This window comes from Serratia sp. ID 25-353, assembly GCF_054792795.1.
Window position 1 is genome coordinate 662634 of the sequence record NZ_CM139236.1, and the last position, 16323, is coordinate 678956.

Sequence of the window (16323 nt, forward strand, 5' to 3'; positions counted from 1 at the left end):
GCGAGCGCTTATCGCTTGAATGGCCGTGTTGAGTGAACGACAACACGGCCACAGACATTCCGTTCCGTGGCTTTTATTCCCGTAACAAGAGAATACGCCATGTCCGAAAAACACTGGTCCAACACCGAGCTGCTGCATCAGACGGTGACCAATCCGAATATTATCGTCAAAGGCACCCACAGCTACTACAGCGACTGTTGGGATAACGGCTTCGAACGCTCGGCGGTGCGTTATCTGCACGGCGACGCGGTCAGCCGGCAATGGCAGCCGCTGGGCGAAATAGACCGCCTGTTGATCGGCGATTATGTGTGCATCGCAGCCGAAGCGGTGATCCTGATGGGCGGCAATCACACCCATCGCATCGACTGGCTGAGCCTGTATCCGTTTATGGCAACCATCAAGCAGGCGTACCGCCCCAAAGGCGATACGCGACTGGGCGATGGTTGCTGGATCGGCATGCGGGCGATGCTGATGCCAGGGGTATCGATAGGAGAGGGGGCGATCGTCGCCGCCGGCAGCGTGGTGGCCGGCGATGTTGAGCCTTATGCCATCGTTGGCGGTAATCCCGCGCGGTTTATCCGTTGGCGGTTCGCGCCGGAGGTCATTGCGCGGTTGCTTGCCTTACGCCTCTATGACTTGTCCGAGGCGGACTTTGCGGTGATTCAACCGCTGCTCGCCGATGACGATATCGATGCGTTGGAAAGGGGCATTGCGACCTTGCGTCGTTAAACATAACGGGCGGGGGATCCCCGCCCGTTTCGCGTTACTCGGCTTTGACCTCGGCCGCCGGTTGGCGGCGTTTGCGCATCAGGCGCAGCAGCGGCGGCAGCGCCAGTACCGCAACCGCCAGTACCAGCAGCGTTTGCGCGATGCTGCTGCTCCACAGAATGCCGAACTCGCCGTTGCTGATCGACAGCGCGCGCCGCAGATTTTGCTCCAGCATCTCACCCAGCACGAAGCCCAGAATCAGCGGCGACATCGGGAAGTGCATTTTGCGCAGGATGTAGCCGAACACGCCCAACCCGACCATCAGCAGCAGGTCGAAGGTGGTGCTGTGTACCGCATAAACCCCCACCGCCGAAACCGCGGCGATCGCCGGCACCAGGAACCACAGCGGGATGGTCAGCATGCGGGTGAACAGGCCGACCAGCGGCAGGTTCATGATCAGCAAAATGACGTTGGCGATCAGCAGCGCGGCGATCAGCCCCCAGACGATATCCGGCTGTTCGGTGAACATCGCCGGGCCGGGGGTGATGTTGTACAGCGTCAGCGCACCCATCATCACCGCTGTGGTGCCGGAGCCCGGCACCCCCAGCGTCAGCATCGGAATGAACGAACCGCAGGCCGAGGCGTTGTTGGCCGCTTCCGGCGCCGCTACGCCGCGGATGTCACCCTTGCCGAAGGTGTCGCTGTTGCCGCTGATTTTCTTCTCGGTCATGTAGGTCAGCGCACTGGCGATAGTGGCGCCGGCGCCCGGCAGAATGCCGACGAAGAAGCCGATCACCGACGAACGCAGGGTTGGGCCTGCGCACTGCGCCGCCTCTTTGCGGTTGAACAGCAACCGGCCGGTTTTACGCACCAGTTTTTGCCCGGCGCTGGTGCTTTCCAGCATCAGCAGGATTTCGCTGACCGAGAACAGGCCGATCACCACCACGATAAACTGCACGCCGTCGGAGAGGTGCACGCTGTCGAAGGTAAAGCGGTAAACGCCGGTGTTGGCGTCGACGCCCACCGTCGCCAGTCCCAGGCCGATCAGCGCCGCCAGCAGCGATTTCAGCGGGTTCTGGCTCATCATGCTGCCGAGGCAGGCGATGGCGAACACCATCAGGGCGAAATACTCCGCCGGGCCGAAGGCCAACGACCAGCGGGCCAACAGCGGCGCGAACAGGATGATGCCGCCGATGGCGATCATCGATCCGACGAACGAGCTGACCGCCGAGATGGACAGCGCCACGCCGGCGCGCCCCTGCTGCGCCATCGGGTAGCCGTCCAGCGCGGTCATGATCGCCGCCGCGTCGCCCGGTACGTTGAGCAGAATCGACGAGATGCGTCCGCCGTACTCGCAGCCGATATACACCGTCGCCAGCAGGATTAGCGCCGATTCGGCCGGCAGCTTGAGGGCAAACGCCAACGGCAGCAGGATCGCCACGCCGTTGATCGGCCCGAGGCCCGGCAGCAGGCCGACGATGGTGCCGACGAAGCAGCCAATCAGGGCGATAATCAGGTTCTGCGGCACCAGCGCCACTTCGAACCCTTGAGTCAAATACATCCAGGTATCCATCATCGCTCCCGTTAGCTCAGCCAGGTGCCGAGCGGCAGTGTGACATCGAGAAGTTGGTCAAAGGCGTAATACAGCGCTGCGCCCATGACGACGCCGGAGATGGCCGCCGCCGGCAGGCTGGCCTGAAACAGCAGGCCGATGCTGAACGTCAGCAGCGCGGTGGCCAGCGGAAAGCCCAGCCATTCAAAGCCCCAGGCATACAGCACCAGGGTGATCACCAATACCAGCAGCCGTTGCAGCACCTTGTGATGCGGCCACTCCACCGCCTGCGGGCGGCGCAGCAGCAGCAGGGCCGCGCACAGCGCCATCAGGCTGAGGATCGCCAGCGGGAACGGGCGCGGCCCCAGCGGTTCATAGCTGTATTCGCTTTGGATGCCCCAGCCGATGAACAGCCCACCGATGCACAGCAGCAGCCAGAAGCCGGCAAAAATACGATCGCTCATGGTTTTCCCCTGCGGTTATTTGGCCAGGCCGAACACTTTTGCCTGCTCACGGTATTGAGCAACCTGATTCTTCACGTAGGCGTCCAGCTCTTTGCCGGTCATGTTGAATTCGAACAGGCCGCGCAGATCGCGCTGCTGCTTGAATTCGTCGGTCGCCATCATTTTCTGGAAGGTGTCAATCCACCACTGATACTCTTCATCGCTGACTTTCGGCCCGACGTAGAAGCCGCGAATGATCGGCCACACCAGGCTGTATCCCTGCTCTTTGGCGGTCGGAATGTCGGCCAGTTGGCCCGGCAAACGTTGCTCGGCATACACCGCCAGCACGCGGATCTTGTCACCCTGCAGATAAGGCACCATCTCGCTCAGGTCACCGGAAACCGCCTGGATATGGTTGCCCAGCAGCGCGGTGACCGGTTCGCCGCCGCCTTCGAACGCCACGTAGCGCATCTTGCGCGGATCCACACCGACTTCGCGTGCCAGCAGCGCGGTTTTCATCCAATCCTGGCTGCCGATGGAGGCGCCGGCGCCGAACACCACGCTGTTGGGATCTTTTTGGAAGGCGTCCATCAGGTCTTTCAGGGTTTTGTATGGCGAGTCGGCACGCACCGCGATCATGCCGTAGTCGGTACCGACCGCCGCCAGCCATTTGACGTCGTCCACGTTGTAGCGGCCGAACTTGCCCTGGGCCAGGTTGAGCAGCGAGCCGCCGGAGAAGGCCACCACGGTGCCGAACTCCGCCGGGCGCTGCGCGACGACGGCGTTGTAGGCCACCGCGCCGACGCCGCCGGGCATATAGGTGACGCGCATCGGCTTATCGATGGCCTTGGTGTCCTGCAGCGACACCTGAATCAGCTTGCAGGTCAGATCGAAGCCGCCACCGGGCTTGGCCGGCGCGATGCATTCGGTGCGTTTGGGCGCTTCCACGGCAAAGGCCTGATTGGCCGCCAGCAGCAGGGCGGCGGCGGTAAAGGTACGGGTCATTATTTTTTTCATTGTGGCTTGCCCTCGGTATTGTTCTGGTTATGAATCCCGCCAGGTGCGGTTGCGGAATTGTTAAAACAACAACCTTTCATTTACCTTTCAGCGGACGGAAAAGTTTCCAGTCTGTGATTGGGGTCGCTCGTTGCGAGCGAATGGCGGGGGCGCTACCATAGAAATGAAGGCAAGAACAGGGCGCAAAACCGGCCAAAATCCTGCGTAATATCAGGTTTGCCGTTCTGTTTCTGCGATAAAATCATGATCAGTGAAATGAATAGAGACGCAGCAATATGTTTTTGTTAGGGAAATTGTTTGGTGGCAGGGACAGCGCCAAAGTGTGCGCGATTAAACGGCTACCGAAGGTCTATGCGGAGATGACCGGTGAAACCGGGCAGTGCCGTTTGAAGCGACTGCGTGCTGATATTGGCGTGTTTGAGCTGCATTTCGTCAACGCCGACGGTGAAAAGTATGCCTGCCAGATGACCGCCTGCGTGACCGGCATCGATCTGGTGTTTGCCGCCAACAATCGCTCCGTGCTGGTTTCTTCGCCGTTTACCGCCGACAAGCTGCGCCCGGTGCTGGACATTGCCGTTGCCGATAGCCCCATTCCGCTGATCTGATACCGTCCTGCGATCGTCCCCCATACGCATATACGCATAATTGTGTGCCAGCTCCCAAAACGGGCGGCGCGGCGCTCTTTTATCCCCTTATTTTCCATGCCATTCTCTGTTATCAGCCTGTTAACGGACGCCGTGTCGGCGCCAGGTTGTTCAGGTAAATCAATGGAATGGGAACATGCGACTGTTATTGGTTGAAGATCACCCCGAGCTGTCTCACTGGTTGCAAAAGGCGCTGACCGGCGCCGGGTTTGCCGTCGACGTCGCCCCGGACGGCGTGGCCGCCGATCATCTGTTGCTCAACGAACGCTATGCGTTGGCGGTGCTGGATGTGGCGCTGCCGCGTTTGAACGGCCTGGATTTGCTGGCGCGCCTGCGCAAGCGCGGGCAGGATCTGCCGGTGCTGCTGCTGACGGCGCGCACCGACGTGGCCGATCGGGTAAAGGGCCTGAATCTGGGGGCGGACGATTATCTCACCAAGCCGTTCGAATTGGACGAGCTGGAAGCGCGTATTCGGGCGCTGCTGCGCCGCAGCGTCGGCGCCGCGCAGCCGGCGTTGCAGTATGGCGCGTTGACCTATCACGACGAAGGCTATTTCCTGCTGGAGGGCAAGCCGTTGGCGCTGACGCCGCGCGAACTGGCGGTGTTGACCGCGTTGATGCACCGGCGCGGCCGCCCGGTGGCCAAGCAGCAGCTGTTCGAGCAGGTGTTTACGCTGTCCGACGAGGCCAATCCGGAGAGCATCGAGCTTTACGTGCATCGTTTGCGGAAAAAGCTGCAGGGCAGCGACGTGGCAATCATCACGCTGCGCGGTCTGGGTTACAGCCTGGAGCGGTGCAATGCGGTGGTTTAACGCGCCGCGTTCGTTGTTCTATCAACTGCTGCTGTTTTTTGGCCTGCCGCTGGTGGCGTTGGGCGGTATCTCGATCTACACCCACTATTTCAGCGCTATGAGCGCCGCCACCCTGGCTTACGATCGCACGCTGCTGGCGTCGGCGCGCACCGTGGCGGAGCGGCTGGTGGTGCGCGAAGGCAAGCTGGCGGTCGATGTGCCCTATGTGGTGCTCGACAGCTTCGAGCGCAACATGAACGATCAGTTGTATTACGAGGTGATTTCGCCGCAGGGAAAAAGCATCTCGGGCTATGACGATTTGCCGTCGTTGCCGCCCCATATCCCGCGTTCCACGCTCTACCCGGCGCTGGTGCATTTTTACGATGCGGAATACCTCGGCCGGCCGATCCGCGTGGCGGCGCTGTTTCAACCGATCAACGAGTCGGGCGTGAGCGGCATGGCGACCATTTTGGTGGCAGAAACCCTGGAGTCGCGCCGTTACCTGGCGCGGCAGATGATGATCGCAGCGCTGCTGAGCCAGGGCACGGTGGTGGTGTTGACCCTGATCCTGGCGTTCGCGCTGCTCAAGCGGGTGTTGAAGCCGATGCGTAAACTCTCCGGCATCATGTTGAGGCGCGATCCGGGCGAATTGACGCCCTTGCCGCGGGTATTACCGTGGTCGGAGATGCAGCCGCTGCTGGTGGCGTTCAATCGCTACATCGAACGGTTGCGGCTGATGGTGGCGCGCCAGGAGCGTTTCAGCGCCGACGCTTCGCACCAACTGCGCACGCCGCTGGCGGTGTTGAAGACCCAGGTTGGGGTCGCGTTGGCCAGTGACCGGCCGCAGCAGTGGCGCGAAAGCCTGCAGGCGATGAGCGCGACGCTGGATAATACCGTGGCGCTGACCGACCGCCTGCTGCATCTCTCACGCCTGAAGGCCAGCGAGCACCAGGCCGAGCGCCAGCTGCAGCCGGTCAATCTGGCGCAGGTGCTGCGCGACGCCTGCTTTTCCCGCTTGCCGCAGGCGCGCAGTAAACAGATCGATCTCGGGTTTGAAGGTGAGGCGGTGTGCCAGGTGGCAGGGGAACCGCTGCTGTTGGCCGAGCTGTGCGCCAACCTGCTGGACAACGCGCTGAAATACACGCCGCGTCAGGGCGTGGTCACCGCCCGCCTCACTCAGGATAAGGCGGCGGGGGAAGGTGTGCTGGAGATAGAAGACAGCGGCCCCGGCATTGCTTTGCAGGACAAGGCGTTGGCGCTGCAGCCGTTTCACCGGCTGGACAACGTGGGCGATCAGCCGGGCGCCGGCCTGGGGCTGGCGCTGGTGAAGGATATCACCGCGTATCACGGCACCCGCCCGGAGCTGTTGAGCTCCGCCGCGCTGGGCGGCCTGTTGGTGCGGGTGCGTTTCAGGCTGCTGCCTTAAGCCTGTTCTTTGCAGGATTCGACGTCGGCCGCCGGGGCCTTGGCTTTACGCGTCAGCGGCGTGCGCAGCCGCTGCGACAGGATCACGCCCAGCAAGGTGATGCCGCCGCCGATCAGGTGGTAACCGTGCAGTTGCTCATGCAGGAACAGCACGGCGATAGCGGCGGTAAACACCGGCGCCAGGTTCATGAAGATCGAGGCGGTGTTGGCGCCCAGACGCATCACGCCCTGGATCCACAGGAACGGAGCGATAATCGAAGCCGGAATGCCGGCGAACAGCACCAGCGGCAGGTTATGGCCGTTCAAGCCGACATCCTCCGCCATCAGGAAATTAGGCAGCAGCAACAGCACGCCGAACAGGATCTGCACGTACAGCGATTGCCAGTTCGGTAGCGCGATAGCCCAGCGTTTGGTCAATACGCCATACAGCGCGTAAGAGGCGGTGGCGAGCAGCATCATCAATTCCCCCTTGCCGATACCGTGCTGCAGCAGCACGCCGGGCTGACCGCCGCTGACCAGCCAGATCAAGCCGCAGAAGGAGAGTATGCTGCCGAGCAGCACGCCGACGGTCGGCGCAATGCGCAGCAGTACGATGCTGATCAGGATGGTCAGCAGCGGGATCAGCGACACGATGATGCCCATAAACAGCGCGCTGACGCTGTGCGCCGCGTAATAGGCCAGGCTTTGGTACAGCACCATGCCCAGCAAACCGAGGATCATCAGCTTCCACCAGTTGGCGCGCACCTGCGCCCAGTTGCGCAGTACGCCCGGCAGCACGAACGGCGTCAGGGCAATCAGCGCCAGCAGCCAGCGGTAGAGCGAGATGGCCGCCGGATCGATGGCGGTGGCGGAGAGTTTGCTGACGACGGCGTTAATCGACCATATCAGCACGGCCAACAGCGGGAAGAGCATATTCATGATAATTATTCTCAATAACGTCCAACATGCTGGCTAGTCTACGCGTGTCCGGTTTATCATATATAGCGATATCCAGACAAAAATCGGCGTAAACAAGACAAATCACGGGACGAAACCATGCCAGAAATCCGCCATTTCCCCGAGTCGCTTATCCCGGCGCCGAAGCCGGTGCAGTTCCGCTGCGAGGAGTTCAACGCGCGCACCGAATTCCAGCCGCACAGCCACACCTGGGGCCAGTTGATGTGGGTCAAAGCCGGGGTGATGGTGCTGCGCATCGGCGGGCAGCGCTTTCTGGCGCCGCCGGAGTTCGTGCTGTGGGCGCCGGCCGGCATCGAACACTCCTGCTATAACCAGCGGCTGGCGCAGTGCCGCATGGTGGACATCACGCCGGCGCTGTGTGCCGGCATGCCGGCCGACCCTTGTCTGGTGAGCGTGACACCAATCTTCCGCGCCATCGCCGAGGATTTCTATGCGCGCAAGCAGTACATTCCGCAGGCGGAGGAGGATTTGCGCCTGTGTCAGGTGTTGATCGATCAGCTGCGCCTGTCGCCGCGCCAGCAAACCTATCTGCCGTCGTCGGACGACAAGTTTTTGGCGCCGGTGCTGGAAGCGCTGGAGCATTGCCCGGCGGACAACACCTCGCTGGCGGCGTGGGCGGCTCGGGTCTACACCACCGAGCGTACGCTGTCGCGCCGCTGCCAACAGGATCTGGGCATGCCGTTCAGCGAATGGCGCCAGCGCCTGCGTTTTCTGCATGCCGTGTCGCTGCTCGAACAGGGCAAAACCGTGCAGGACGTGGCGCTGGACGTCGGCTACAGCTCCGCGTCGGCGTTTATCGTCATGTTCCAGCAGATCGCCGGCACCACCCCTGAGCGCTTTCGCCGTGCCTGATTCAGTGGCACACTATTTCGCAGACAAATAGCCGTAAACCGTCGGAGAACGCAGTGAAGATTCTGGTTGATGAAAATATGCCGTACGCGGCCGAGCTGTTCAGCCGCCTGGGCGACGTGCAGGCGGTGCCGGGTCGCCCGATCCCGCGCGAGGCGCTGGCAGATGCCGATGCGCTGATGGTGCGTTCGGTCACCAAGGTCAATGAAGCCTTGTTGGCCGGCAGCCGCATCGGCTTTGTCGGCACCGCCACCGCCGGCACCGATCACGTCGATGACGCCTGGCTGCAAGGGCAGGGCATCGGATTTTCCGCCGCGCCGGGCTGCAACGCCATCGCGGTGGTCGAGTATGTGTTCTCCGCCTTGATGCTGCTGGCCGAACGCGATGGCTTCCATCTGCGGGATAAAACCGTCGGCATCGTCGGCGTGGGCAACGTCGGTTCGCGCCTGGACGCGCGCCTCAAAGCGTTGGGCGTGCGCACGCTGCTGTGCGATCCGCCGCGCGCCGATCGCGGCGACGCCGGGGAGTTTTGGCCATTGGCGAAGCTGGTAGCCGAGGCCGACGTGCTGACCTTCCATACGCCGCTGAATAAATCCGGCCAATACCATTCGCTGCATCTGGCGGACGCCGAGCTGTTGGCGGCGCTGCCGGACAACCGCATTCTGATCAACGCCTGCCGCGGGCCGGTGGTGGATAACGCCGCACTGCTGCAGGCGCTGGAAAAAGGCAAAAAGCTGAGCACGGTGCTGGACGTGTGGGAACCGGAGCCGGACCTCTCCTTGCCGCTGCTGGCGCGGGTGGATATCGGCACTGCGCACATCGCCGGGTATACGCTGGAAGGCAAGGCGCGCGGCACCACTCAGGTGTTCGAAGCGTTCAGCCGCCATCTGGGACAGCCGCAGCAGGTGGCGCTGGCCTCGCTGCTGCCGGTGCCGGAGTTCAGCCAGATCCGCCTCAACGGGCCGCTGGATGAAGCGCGGTTAAAACGATTGATGCACTTGGTGTATGATGTGCGCCGCGATGATGCGCCGCTGCGCAAAGTCGCCGGGCAACCGGGCGAATTCGATCGCCTGCGCAAGCACTACCAGGAACGCCGCGAGTGGTCTTCGCTGGCCGTGCAATGCGATGACAGCGCCAGCGCCGAGCTGCTCGGCAAGCTGGGCTTCAGCGTGGCGTAGCGCATAAGGTTGTCTTAAGCCAACGCCGCTACAGTGAGCGGCAAAGATTATCGGGCGGTGGCTGCACTGCCCGTCTGCATTTATGAATGAAATACTCTGGAGAAAACCCGATGTCTGACGGCTGGAATATCGCGCTGCTCGGCGCCACTGGCGCGGTAGGTGAAGCGTTGCTGGAATTGTTGCAGGAACGCCAGTTCCCGGTGGGTGAGCTCTATCCTCTGGCAAGCGAACGCGGCGCGGGCGCCAATGTGCGCTTCAACGGCAAGTCTCTTCTGGTGCAAAACGCCGAAGAGTTCGACTGGTCGCAGGCCCAGCTGGCCTTCTTCGTCGCCGGCAGCGAAGCTTCCGCGCGCTATGCCGAAGAAGCCGGCAACATGGGCTGCCTGGTGATCGACACCAGCGGCCTGTTCGCCATGGAGCCGGATGTGCCGCTGGTGGTGCCGGGCGTCAACCCGCAGGTGCTGGCGGATTACCGCAACCGCAATATCGTGGCGGTGGCCGACAGCATGGTCAGCCAGCTGCTGACGGCGATCAAACCGCTGACCGAACAGGCGGGGCTGTCGCGTCTGCATGTCACCACGCTGATGTCGGTATCGTCGCGCGGCAAGGCGGCGGTGGACGATTTGGCAGGCCAGAGCGCGCGCCTGCTGAACGGTATTCCGGCCGAAGAAGGCATTTTCGGTAAGCAGCTGGCGTTCAACCTGTTGCCGCTGATTGCCGACGAGCAGGGCAGCGTGCGCGAAGAACGCCTGATCGTCGATCAGGTGCGCAAGGTGTTGCAGGATGAAGGGCTGCCGATTTCGGTGAGCTGCGTTCAGTCGCCGGTGTTTTACGGCCACGCGCAGGTGGTGCACCTGGAAGCGCTGCGCCCGCTGTCCGCCGAAGAGGCGCGCAGCGAACTCGAAGAGGTTGAAGACATTCAACTGAGCGAAGAGGACGATTACCCGACTCAGGTCACCGATGCCTCCGGCAGCGATGCGCTCAGCATCGGTTGTCTGCGTAACGATTACGGTATCCCCGAGCTGCTCCAGTTCTGGACGGTGGCGGACAACGTGCGCTTCGGCGGCGCGTTGATGGCTGTCGAAACCGCCGAGCGTCTGGTGCAGGAGCAGATGTACTGATGTCTGAGGTGGTCTCGCCTGCTCAGCCGACGTTGAAGATCGCGCTGGGCATCGAATATGACGGCAGCCGGTACTACGGCTGGCAGCGGCAGCAAGAAGTGGCCAGCGTGCAGCAACGCCTGGAGCAGGCGTTGAGCAAGGTGGCGGATGCGCCGATTACCGTGCTGTGCGCCGGGCGTACCGACGCCGGGGTGCACGCTACCGGGCAGGTGGTGCATTTCGAAACCTCCGCGCGCCGCAAGGACGCCGCCTGGACGATGGGGGTAAACACCCATCTGCCGCCGGATATCGCGGTGCGTTGGGTGAGCCCCGTCGCCGACGATTTTCACGCGCGTTTCAGCGCCACCGCGCGCCGCTACCGCTATATTATTTTCAACCATCGCTACCGGCCGGCGGTGCTGCAACAGGGAGTGACGCATTTTTATCACCCGCTGGACGCCGATCGCATGCATCGGGCGGCGCAGGCGCTGCTGGGCGAGAACGACTTCACTTCGTTCCGCGCGGTGCAGTGTCAGTCGCGCACCCCGTGGCGCTGCGTAAAACACGTTAAGGTTACGCGCTACGGCGAATATATTGTGGTAGATATCAAGGCGAATGCCTTTGTGCATCACATGGTTCGCAACATCGTCGGCAGCCTGATGGAGATCGGCTGCGGCAATCAGGATGAGAACTGGATGGCCGAGTTGCTGGCGCTGAAAGATCGCAATCTGGCGGCGGCGACGGCGCGAGCCGAGGGGCTGTATCTGGTTGCCGTGGATTATCCCGACCACTTTGGTCTACCGCGGCCGCCGATGGGGCCGCTGTTTTTGCCCGACGATTAAACGCCGGCACGCCTGAAAGCGTCGCTCCCTTGTGCTTCTGCCGGGTGATTGAAACACCCGGTATCAATGAGAGAATTTATGGACATCATCAAGTTTATTATTGATTTCATTCTGCATATTGATGTGCATCTGGCCGAACTGGTCGCACAATACGGCATGTGGGTCTACGCTATTCTGTTCCTGATCCTGTTTTGCGAAACCGGTCTGGTGGTGACGCCGTTCCTGCCGGGGGATTCTTTGCTGTTTGTCGCCGGCGCGCTGGCGGCGTTGCCGACCAACGATCTGAACGTGCACACCATGGTGGCATTGATGGTGGTGGCGGCGATCCTCGGTGATGCGGTGAACTACACTATCGGGCGGTTGTTCGGCGAGAAGCTGTTCAGCAACCCGAATTCGAAAATTTTCCGCCGCAGCTATCTGGACAAGACGCACCAGTTCTATGAGAAGCACGGCGGGAAAACGATCATTCTGGCGCGATTCGTGCCGATCGTGCGTACTTTTGCGCCGTTCGTCGCCGGTATGGGGCATATGTCCTATCGCCACTTCGCCGCCTATAACGTGATTGGCGCACTGGTTTGGGTGCTGCTCTTCACTTATGCTGGCTACCTGTTCGGCGATCTGCCGGTGGTGCAGGAGAACCTGAAACTGTTGATCGTCGGGATCATCATCGTTTCGATTCTGCCGGGCGTGATTGAAATTTGGCGCCACAAGCGCGCGGCCGCCCGCCAGCAAAAACAGTAAAAACATCGCTTAACCTGTCGGTTCGACCAGTTTTTTGTCCACAGCGTCGGGCCGATATGGTTTAATGAGCGACATTATGGTCTGTTCCTGCGAACAACCCTGAAGCCGATGCCTCAGTCGCCGCGCTTGCCGCGCCGCGAACGGGCATTTTTTCATTGGGGTGTTTTCGGGGGGATTGTTAAAGCATGAACAGCGGACTGGCGTGTGCCAGGTTCAAACAGAAAGGTCATCGATGAGCTGGATTGAACGAATTCTTAACAAGAGCAATATCACACAAACCCGTAAGGCGAGCATTCCTGAAGGGGTCTGGACCAAATGCGACAGCTGCGGCCAGGTTCTCTACCGCGCCGAGCTGGAGCGTAATCTGGAAGTGTGTCCGAAGTGCGACCACCACATGCGTATGGGCGCGCGCGCGCGTCTGCATACCCTGCTGGACGAAGGCAGCGAAGTGGAGCTGGGCAGCGATCTGGAGCCGAAGGACGTTCTGAAATTCAAGGATTCCAAGCGCTATAAAGATCGTCTGGTCGCCGCACAGAAAGCGACCGGCGAGAAAGACGCGCTGGTAGTGATGAAGGGCACGCTGTACGGCATGCCGATCGTCGCTGCGTCCTTCGAATTCGCCTTCATCGGCGGCTCGATGTCTTCCGTGGTCGGCGCGCGTTTCGTGCGTGCGGTTGAGCAGGCGCTGGAGGACAACTGTCCGCTGGTGTGCTTCTCCGCCAGCGGCGGCGCGCGCATGCAGGAAGCGCTGATGTCGCTGATGCAGATGGCGAAAACCAGCGCGGCGTTGGCCAAAATGCAGGAGCGCGGCTTGCCGTACATCTCCGTGCTGACCGACCCGACCATGGGCGGCGTCTCCGCCAGCCTGGCGATGCTGGGCGACATCAACATCGCCGAGCCGAAAGCGCTGATCGGTTTTGCCGGCCCGCGCGTCATCGAGCAGACCGTGCGCGAGAAACTGCCGCCGGGCTTCCAGCGCAGCGAGTTCCTGATCGAAAAAGGCGCGATCGACATGATCGTTCGCCGTCCGGAAATGCGCCAGACGTTGGCGAGCATTCTGTCCAAGCTGACCAACCAGCCGCAGCCGCATTTCGATGAGGCCGCACCGGTCGTTGAGCCGGAGCCGCAGGCCGACGCCTGAGGCAAAGACAGATCCCGCCCGGGTTCAGCCGCCACTTTGTGGCTAAGTGACGGCTGAATCCGTTCCCTGCCGGCCGTGGCCTATCGCGCCATGGCTTGCGGATTGGCGGCGGTAACGAAGCGCATCGCCTTTACCGCGGTGAGGGTGGTGCCCTGATGGATTAATGAACCCAAGTTCAGTGACGGGACTCATGCAAAACCACCAAATTCCCCAAGCCACGTCGCCATTGAGCTCGTGGCTTTACTATCTGGAACGTCTGCACAGCCAGGCGATCGAACTCGGCCTTGAGCGCGTACAGCGCGTCGCGGCGCATCTGGATTTACTGACCCCTGCTCCCACGGTGTTCACCGTTGCCGGCACCAACGGCAAAGGCACCACCTGTCGCACCCTCGAAGCCATTCTGCTAGCCGCCGGCCTGCGCGTCGGCGTCTACAGTTCGCCGCATCTGGTGCGCTATACCGAACGCGTGCGCATTCAGGGGGAAGAGTTGAGCGAAGCGGAGCACAGCCGCTCGTTCGCCGCCATTGAGGCCGGCCGCGGCGAAACGTCGCTGACCTATTTCGAATTCGGCACCCTGTCGGCGCTGCAGCTGTTCAAACAGGCGCGGCTCGACGTGGTGATCCTGGAAGTGGGCCTGGGCGGGCGTCTCGACGCGACCAACATCGTCGATCCGAGCGTGGCGGTGATCACCAGCATTGCGCTCGATCATACCGACTGGCTGGGCAACGATCGCGAAAGCATCGGCCGTGAAAAGGCCGGTATTTTCCGCAGCGGCAAGCCGGCGGTGGTGGGCGAACCCGACATGCCGGAGAGCATTCGTCAGGTTGCCGAAACGCTGAGCGCGCCGCTGTATCGCCGCGGTGAAGCCTGGCGCTTCAGCGAGCAGGGCGATCGCTGGCAGTGGCAGGGTGGCGACACGCTGCTGACCGATCTGCCGACGCCGAACGTACCGCTGGCCAACGCCGCTACCGCGCTGGCGGCGCTGAACTGCTCCCCGCTGGAAATCGACGAACGCGCGATTTTCACCGGGCTGCAGCAGGCGACGCTGCCGGGGCGTTTCCAGATCGTGCGGCGGGAGCCGATGCTGATCCTCGACGTGGCGCACAACCCGCACGCCGCCGGCTATCTGGCCGGGCGCCTGGCCAAACTGCCGCGCGACGGCGGCAAGGTGCGCGCGGTGGTGGGCATGCTGTCGGACAAGGACATCGCCGGCACGCTGGCCTGCCTCAGCGAGCAGGTGGATGAATGGTACTGCGCGCCGCTCGACGGGCCGCGCGGCGCCAGCGTCGAACAGCTGGCGCAACATCTGACGGAACCGCGCCGCTTTAATGATGTCGAAACTGCCTGGCGGCAGGCTATGCAGGATGCTGATAAACAGGATATTGTGATCGTCTGTGGATCGTTCCACACCGTGGCGCAGGTGATGGCGGCGTTAGACGAGATGCGGGGAGTGTGAGTGGCGAGTAAATTTCAGAACCGACTGGTCGGAACCGTGATTCTGGTGGCGCTGGGGGTAATCATCCTGCCAGGGCTGCTGGACGGCAAAAAGAAGCATTACGAGGATGAATTCGCGGCCATTCCGTTGGTGCCGAAGGCGGGCGACGTCGAGGAGAACGACGTGCTGCCGCCGGTGACGCAACCGCTGCCGGCGCAGCCGCCGGAAGGGGCGGGCGCGCTGGTCGAGCAGCAGGCGGCCAACGAAGCGGCGGCGCAACAGGCAGTGCGGCAGAGCGCTCAGCAACCGACGCAGGTGGCGCCGCCGCCGGTCGAAACGCGTCCTCAGCCGGTGCCACAGCCTAAGCCGAAACCGGTGGAAACCAAACCGGTAGAAGTGAAGCCGAAACCGACACCGCAACCGAAGCCGGTGGAAGTGAAGCCGGCGCCGAAACCTGAACCGACGCCGAAGCCTGAACCGGCGCCGCAGCCGAAACCGACGGAAGAAAAAGCGCCGGCAGGGCAAGCCTATGTCGTGCAGCTCGGGGCGTTGAAAAACGCCGCCAAGGCGAACGAGATTGTCGCCTCGCTGCGCCTCTCGGGCTATCGCGCCTTTACCGTGCCGTCAACGCCGGTGCAGGGGCAGATCACCCGCATCTACGTCGGCCCGGATGCCTCCAGGCAGAAGCTGCAGGCGGCGCTGCCGTCGCTGAACTCGATCAGCGGGCTGAGCGGGCAGGTGAAACCGTACGGCCGTTAAAACCCCGCAGGGGCGCAGCAGGATGCGCCCCTGAATTAAGGAGTGGTGGAGAGATCGCAAGAAAAACCGCGCCTTTTACAGGCGAAATCACCTATGTAGGCGCGGCGATTGGGAATTTTTTGATCGCCGCTTTTTATTTGTAACGTGGTAGGAAATCCCCTACGCAAACGTTTTCTTTTTCTGTTAGAATTCGCCGCGAATTGGATGCAGGGGCGATTCATCATTGGAATAGTTCATGGTCTGGATTGATTACGTCATTATAGCGGTGATTGGATTTTCGGCTCTGGTGAGCCTGATCCGAGGGTTTGTTCGCGAAGCATTGTCACTTGTGACATGGGGATGTGCGTTTTTTGTTGCCAGCCATTTCTACTCTTACCTTGCGGTCTATTTCACTCGTTTTGAAGATGAACTGGTGCGAAACGGTATCGCGATCGCGATTTTGTTCATCGCGACCTTGATCGTAGGGGCTATTGTTAACTATGTGATTAGCTCACTGGTAGAGAAAACCGGGTTGTCGGGCACCGACCGGGTGTTGGGCATCTGCTTCGGCGCGCTGCGCGGAGTGTTGATCGTCGCGGCGATCCTGTTCTTCCTGGATACCTTTACCGGCTTTTCACAGAGTGCCGACTGGAAACAGTCGCAGCTCATTCCCCAGTTCAGTTACGTCATCAGGTGGTTCTTTGACTACCTGCAGAGCACGTCGAGTTTCTTGCCGACCCAATTGCCGGGGCGGTAGCGCTGA

General features: G+C 61.7%; 17 protein-coding genes. 13 read left to right on the top strand and 4 right to left on the bottom strand.

Annotation, left to right across the window (positions count from 1 at the left end):
* Nucleotides 1–99 precede the first annotated feature (99 nt).
* The gene (locus ACYF6X_RS03125) at nt 100–729 is read left to right on the top strand and encodes a CatB-related O-acetyltransferase (protein WP_063988965.1); all 630 of its coding nucleotides are present in this window, start codon (nt 100–102) and stop codon (nt 727–729) included.
* Nucleotides 730–763: 34 nt separating this feature from the next.
* Here the strand turns inward: ACYF6X_RS03125 and ACYF6X_RS03130 are convergent, their stop codons facing one another.
* From ACYF6X_RS03130 to ACYF6X_RS03140, 3 genes are read right to left on the bottom strand one after another with little or no spacing between them, the layout of a single operon-like run.
* On the bottom strand, nt 764–2281 hold the full coding sequence (locus tag ACYF6X_RS03130; RefSeq protein WP_049200154.1) for a tripartite tricarboxylate transporter permease: 1518 nt from the start codon (nt 2279–2281) through the stop codon (nt 764–766).
* A gap of 11 nt (nt 2282–2292) precedes the next feature.
* Nucleotides 2293–2724, bottom strand: a complete 432-nt coding sequence (locus tag ACYF6X_RS03135; RefSeq protein ID WP_063988966.1) for a tripartite tricarboxylate transporter TctB family protein — start codon at nt 2722–2724, stop codon at nt 2293–2295.
* Between the two features lie 15 nt (nt 2725–2739).
* Nucleotides 2740–3720, bottom strand: a complete 981-nt coding sequence (locus ACYF6X_RS03140) for a Bug family tripartite tricarboxylate transporter substrate binding protein (protein WP_130017827.1) — start codon at nt 3718–3720, stop codon at nt 2740–2742.
* A 275-nt stretch (nt 3721–3995) separates the two neighbouring features.
* Between ACYF6X_RS03140 and ACYF6X_RS03145 the strand changes: the two genes are divergently transcribed.
* The 3 genes from ACYF6X_RS03145 (at nt 3996) to ACYF6X_RS03155 (ending at nt 6580) form a co-directional block, all read left to right on the top strand.
* Nucleotides 3996–4325 (top strand): hypothetical protein, encoded by a 330-nt coding sequence (locus ACYF6X_RS03145; RefSeq protein ID WP_130017828.1) that lies wholly within the window; start codon nt 3996–3998, stop codon nt 4323–4325.
* Between the two features lie 175 nt (nt 4326–4500).
* A complete protein-coding gene (gene tctD / locus ACYF6X_RS03150; RefSeq protein WP_038876462.1) occupies nt 4501–5175 on the top strand; it encodes a transcriptional regulator TctD in 675 nt (224 codons plus the stop codon).
* A complete protein-coding gene (locus tag ACYF6X_RS03155) occupies nt 5162–6580 on the top strand; it encodes a sensor histidine kinase (RefSeq protein WP_107227601.1) in 1419 nt (472 codons plus the stop codon). Before tctD ends, ACYF6X_RS03155 begins: the two co-directional genes overlap by 14 nt.
* Here the strand turns inward: ACYF6X_RS03155 and ACYF6X_RS03160 are convergent.
* On the bottom strand, nt 6577–7497 hold the full coding sequence (locus ACYF6X_RS03160) for a DMT family transporter (RefSeq protein WP_063988969.1): 921 nt from the start codon (nt 7495–7497) through the stop codon (nt 6577–6579). The genes ACYF6X_RS03155 and ACYF6X_RS03160 overlap by 4 nt on opposite strands.
* A 117-nt stretch (nt 7498–7614) precedes the next feature.
* Between ACYF6X_RS03160 and ACYF6X_RS03165 the strand changes: the two genes are divergently transcribed.
* The 9 genes from ACYF6X_RS03165 (at nt 7615) to cvpA (ending at nt 16317) form a co-directional block, all read left to right on the top strand.
* The gene (locus ACYF6X_RS03165; protein ID WP_130017829.1) at nt 7615–8388 is read left to right on the top strand and encodes an AraC family transcriptional regulator; all 774 of its coding nucleotides are present in this window, start codon (nt 7615–7617) and stop codon (nt 8386–8388) included.
* A 53-nt stretch (nt 8389–8441) separates the two neighbouring features.
* A complete protein-coding gene (gene pdxB, locus ACYF6X_RS03170; RefSeq protein ID WP_130017830.1) occupies nt 8442–9563 on the top strand; it encodes a 4-phosphoerythronate dehydrogenase PdxB in 1122 nt (373 codons plus the stop codon).
* A 110-nt stretch (nt 9564–9673) separates the two neighbouring features.
* Entirely contained in the window at nt 9674–10684 is a 1011-nt protein-coding gene (locus ACYF6X_RS03175) for an aspartate-semialdehyde dehydrogenase (RefSeq protein WP_063988972.1), read from the top strand.
* The gene (gene truA / locus ACYF6X_RS03180) at nt 10684–11505 is read left to right on the top strand and encodes a tRNA pseudouridine(38-40) synthase TruA (protein WP_063988973.1); all 822 of its coding nucleotides are present in this window, start codon (nt 10684–10686) and stop codon (nt 11503–11505) included. Before ACYF6X_RS03175 ends, truA begins: the two co-directional genes overlap by 1 nt.
* Nucleotides 11506–11583: 78 nt before the next feature.
* On the top strand, nt 11584–12246 hold the full coding sequence (locus ACYF6X_RS03185) for a DedA family protein (RefSeq protein ID WP_019453745.1): 663 nt from the start codon (nt 11584–11586) through the stop codon (nt 12244–12246).
* Between the two features lie 232 nt (nt 12247–12478).
* A complete protein-coding gene (accD, locus tag ACYF6X_RS03190) occupies nt 12479–13387 on the top strand; it encodes an acetyl-CoA carboxylase, carboxyltransferase subunit beta (RefSeq protein WP_063988974.1) in 909 nt (302 codons plus the stop codon).
* A 190-nt stretch (nt 13388–13577) separates the two neighbouring features.
* Nucleotides 13578–14843 carry a bifunctional tetrahydrofolate synthase/dihydrofolate synthase gene (gene folC, locus ACYF6X_RS03195; RefSeq protein ID WP_063988975.1) on the top strand — a complete coding sequence of 422 codons (1266 nt, stop codon included), beginning with the start codon at nt 13578–13580 and terminating at the stop codon, nt 14841–14843.
* Nucleotides 14844–15581 (top strand): cell division protein DedD, encoded by a 738-nt coding sequence (dedD, locus tag ACYF6X_RS03200; protein WP_063988976.1) that lies wholly within the window; start codon nt 14844–14846, stop codon nt 15579–15581.
* 235 nt (nt 15582–15816) lie between these two features.
* Nucleotides 15817–16317 carry a colicin V production protein gene (cvpA, locus tag ACYF6X_RS03205; RefSeq protein WP_004936119.1) on the top strand — a complete coding sequence of 167 codons (501 nt, stop codon included), beginning with the start codon at nt 15817–15819 and terminating at the stop codon, nt 16315–16317.
* Nucleotides 16318–16323: the final 6 nt, after the last annotated feature.

Coding starts and splice junctions, on each gene's coding strand:
- ACYF6X_RS03125 (WP_063988965.1), top strand. CDS start 100: ATGTCCGAAAAACACTGGTCCAACACCGAGCTGCTGCATCAGACGGTG.
- ACYF6X_RS03130 (WP_049200154.1), bottom strand. CDS start 2,281: ATGGATACCTGGATGTATTTGACTCAAGGGTTCGAAGTGGCGCTGGTG.
- ACYF6X_RS03135 (WP_063988966.1), bottom strand. CDS start 2,724: ATGAGCGATCGTATTTTTGCCGGCTTCTGGCTGCTGCTGTGCATCGGT.
- ACYF6X_RS03140 (WP_130017827.1), bottom strand. CDS start 3,720: ATGAAAAAAATAATGACCCGTACCTTTACCGCCGCCGCCCTGCTGCTG.
- ACYF6X_RS03145 (WP_130017828.1), top strand. CDS start 3,996: ATGTTTTTGTTAGGGAAATTGTTTGGTGGCAGGGACAGCGCCAAAGTG.
- tctD (WP_038876462.1), top strand. CDS start 4,501: ATGCGACTGTTATTGGTTGAAGATCACCCCGAGCTGTCTCACTGGTTG.
- ACYF6X_RS03155 (WP_107227601.1), top strand. CDS start 5,162: ATGCGGTGGTTTAACGCGCCGCGTTCGTTGTTCTATCAACTGCTGCTG.
- ACYF6X_RS03160 (WP_063988969.1), bottom strand. CDS start 7,497: ATGAATATGCTCTTCCCGCTGTTGGCCGTGCTGATATGGTCGATTAAC.
- ACYF6X_RS03165 (WP_130017829.1), top strand. CDS start 7,615: ATGCCAGAAATCCGCCATTTCCCCGAGTCGCTTATCCCGGCGCCGAAG.
- ACYF6X_RS03175 (WP_063988972.1), top strand. CDS start 9,674: ATGTCTGACGGCTGGAATATCGCGCTGCTCGGCGCCACTGGCGCGGTA.
- truA (WP_063988973.1), top strand. CDS start 10,684: ATGTCTGAGGTGGTCTCGCCTGCTCAGCCGACGTTGAAGATCGCGCTG.
- ACYF6X_RS03185 (WP_019453745.1), top strand. CDS start 11,584: ATGGACATCATCAAGTTTATTATTGATTTCATTCTGCATATTGATGTG.
- accD (WP_063988974.1), top strand. CDS start 12,479: ATGAGCTGGATTGAACGAATTCTTAACAAGAGCAATATCACACAAACC.
- folC (WP_063988975.1), top strand. CDS start 13,578: ATGCAAAACCACCAAATTCCCCAAGCCACGTCGCCATTGAGCTCGTGG.
- cvpA (WP_004936119.1), top strand. CDS start 15,817: ATGGTCTGGATTGATTACGTCATTATAGCGGTGATTGGATTTTCGGCT.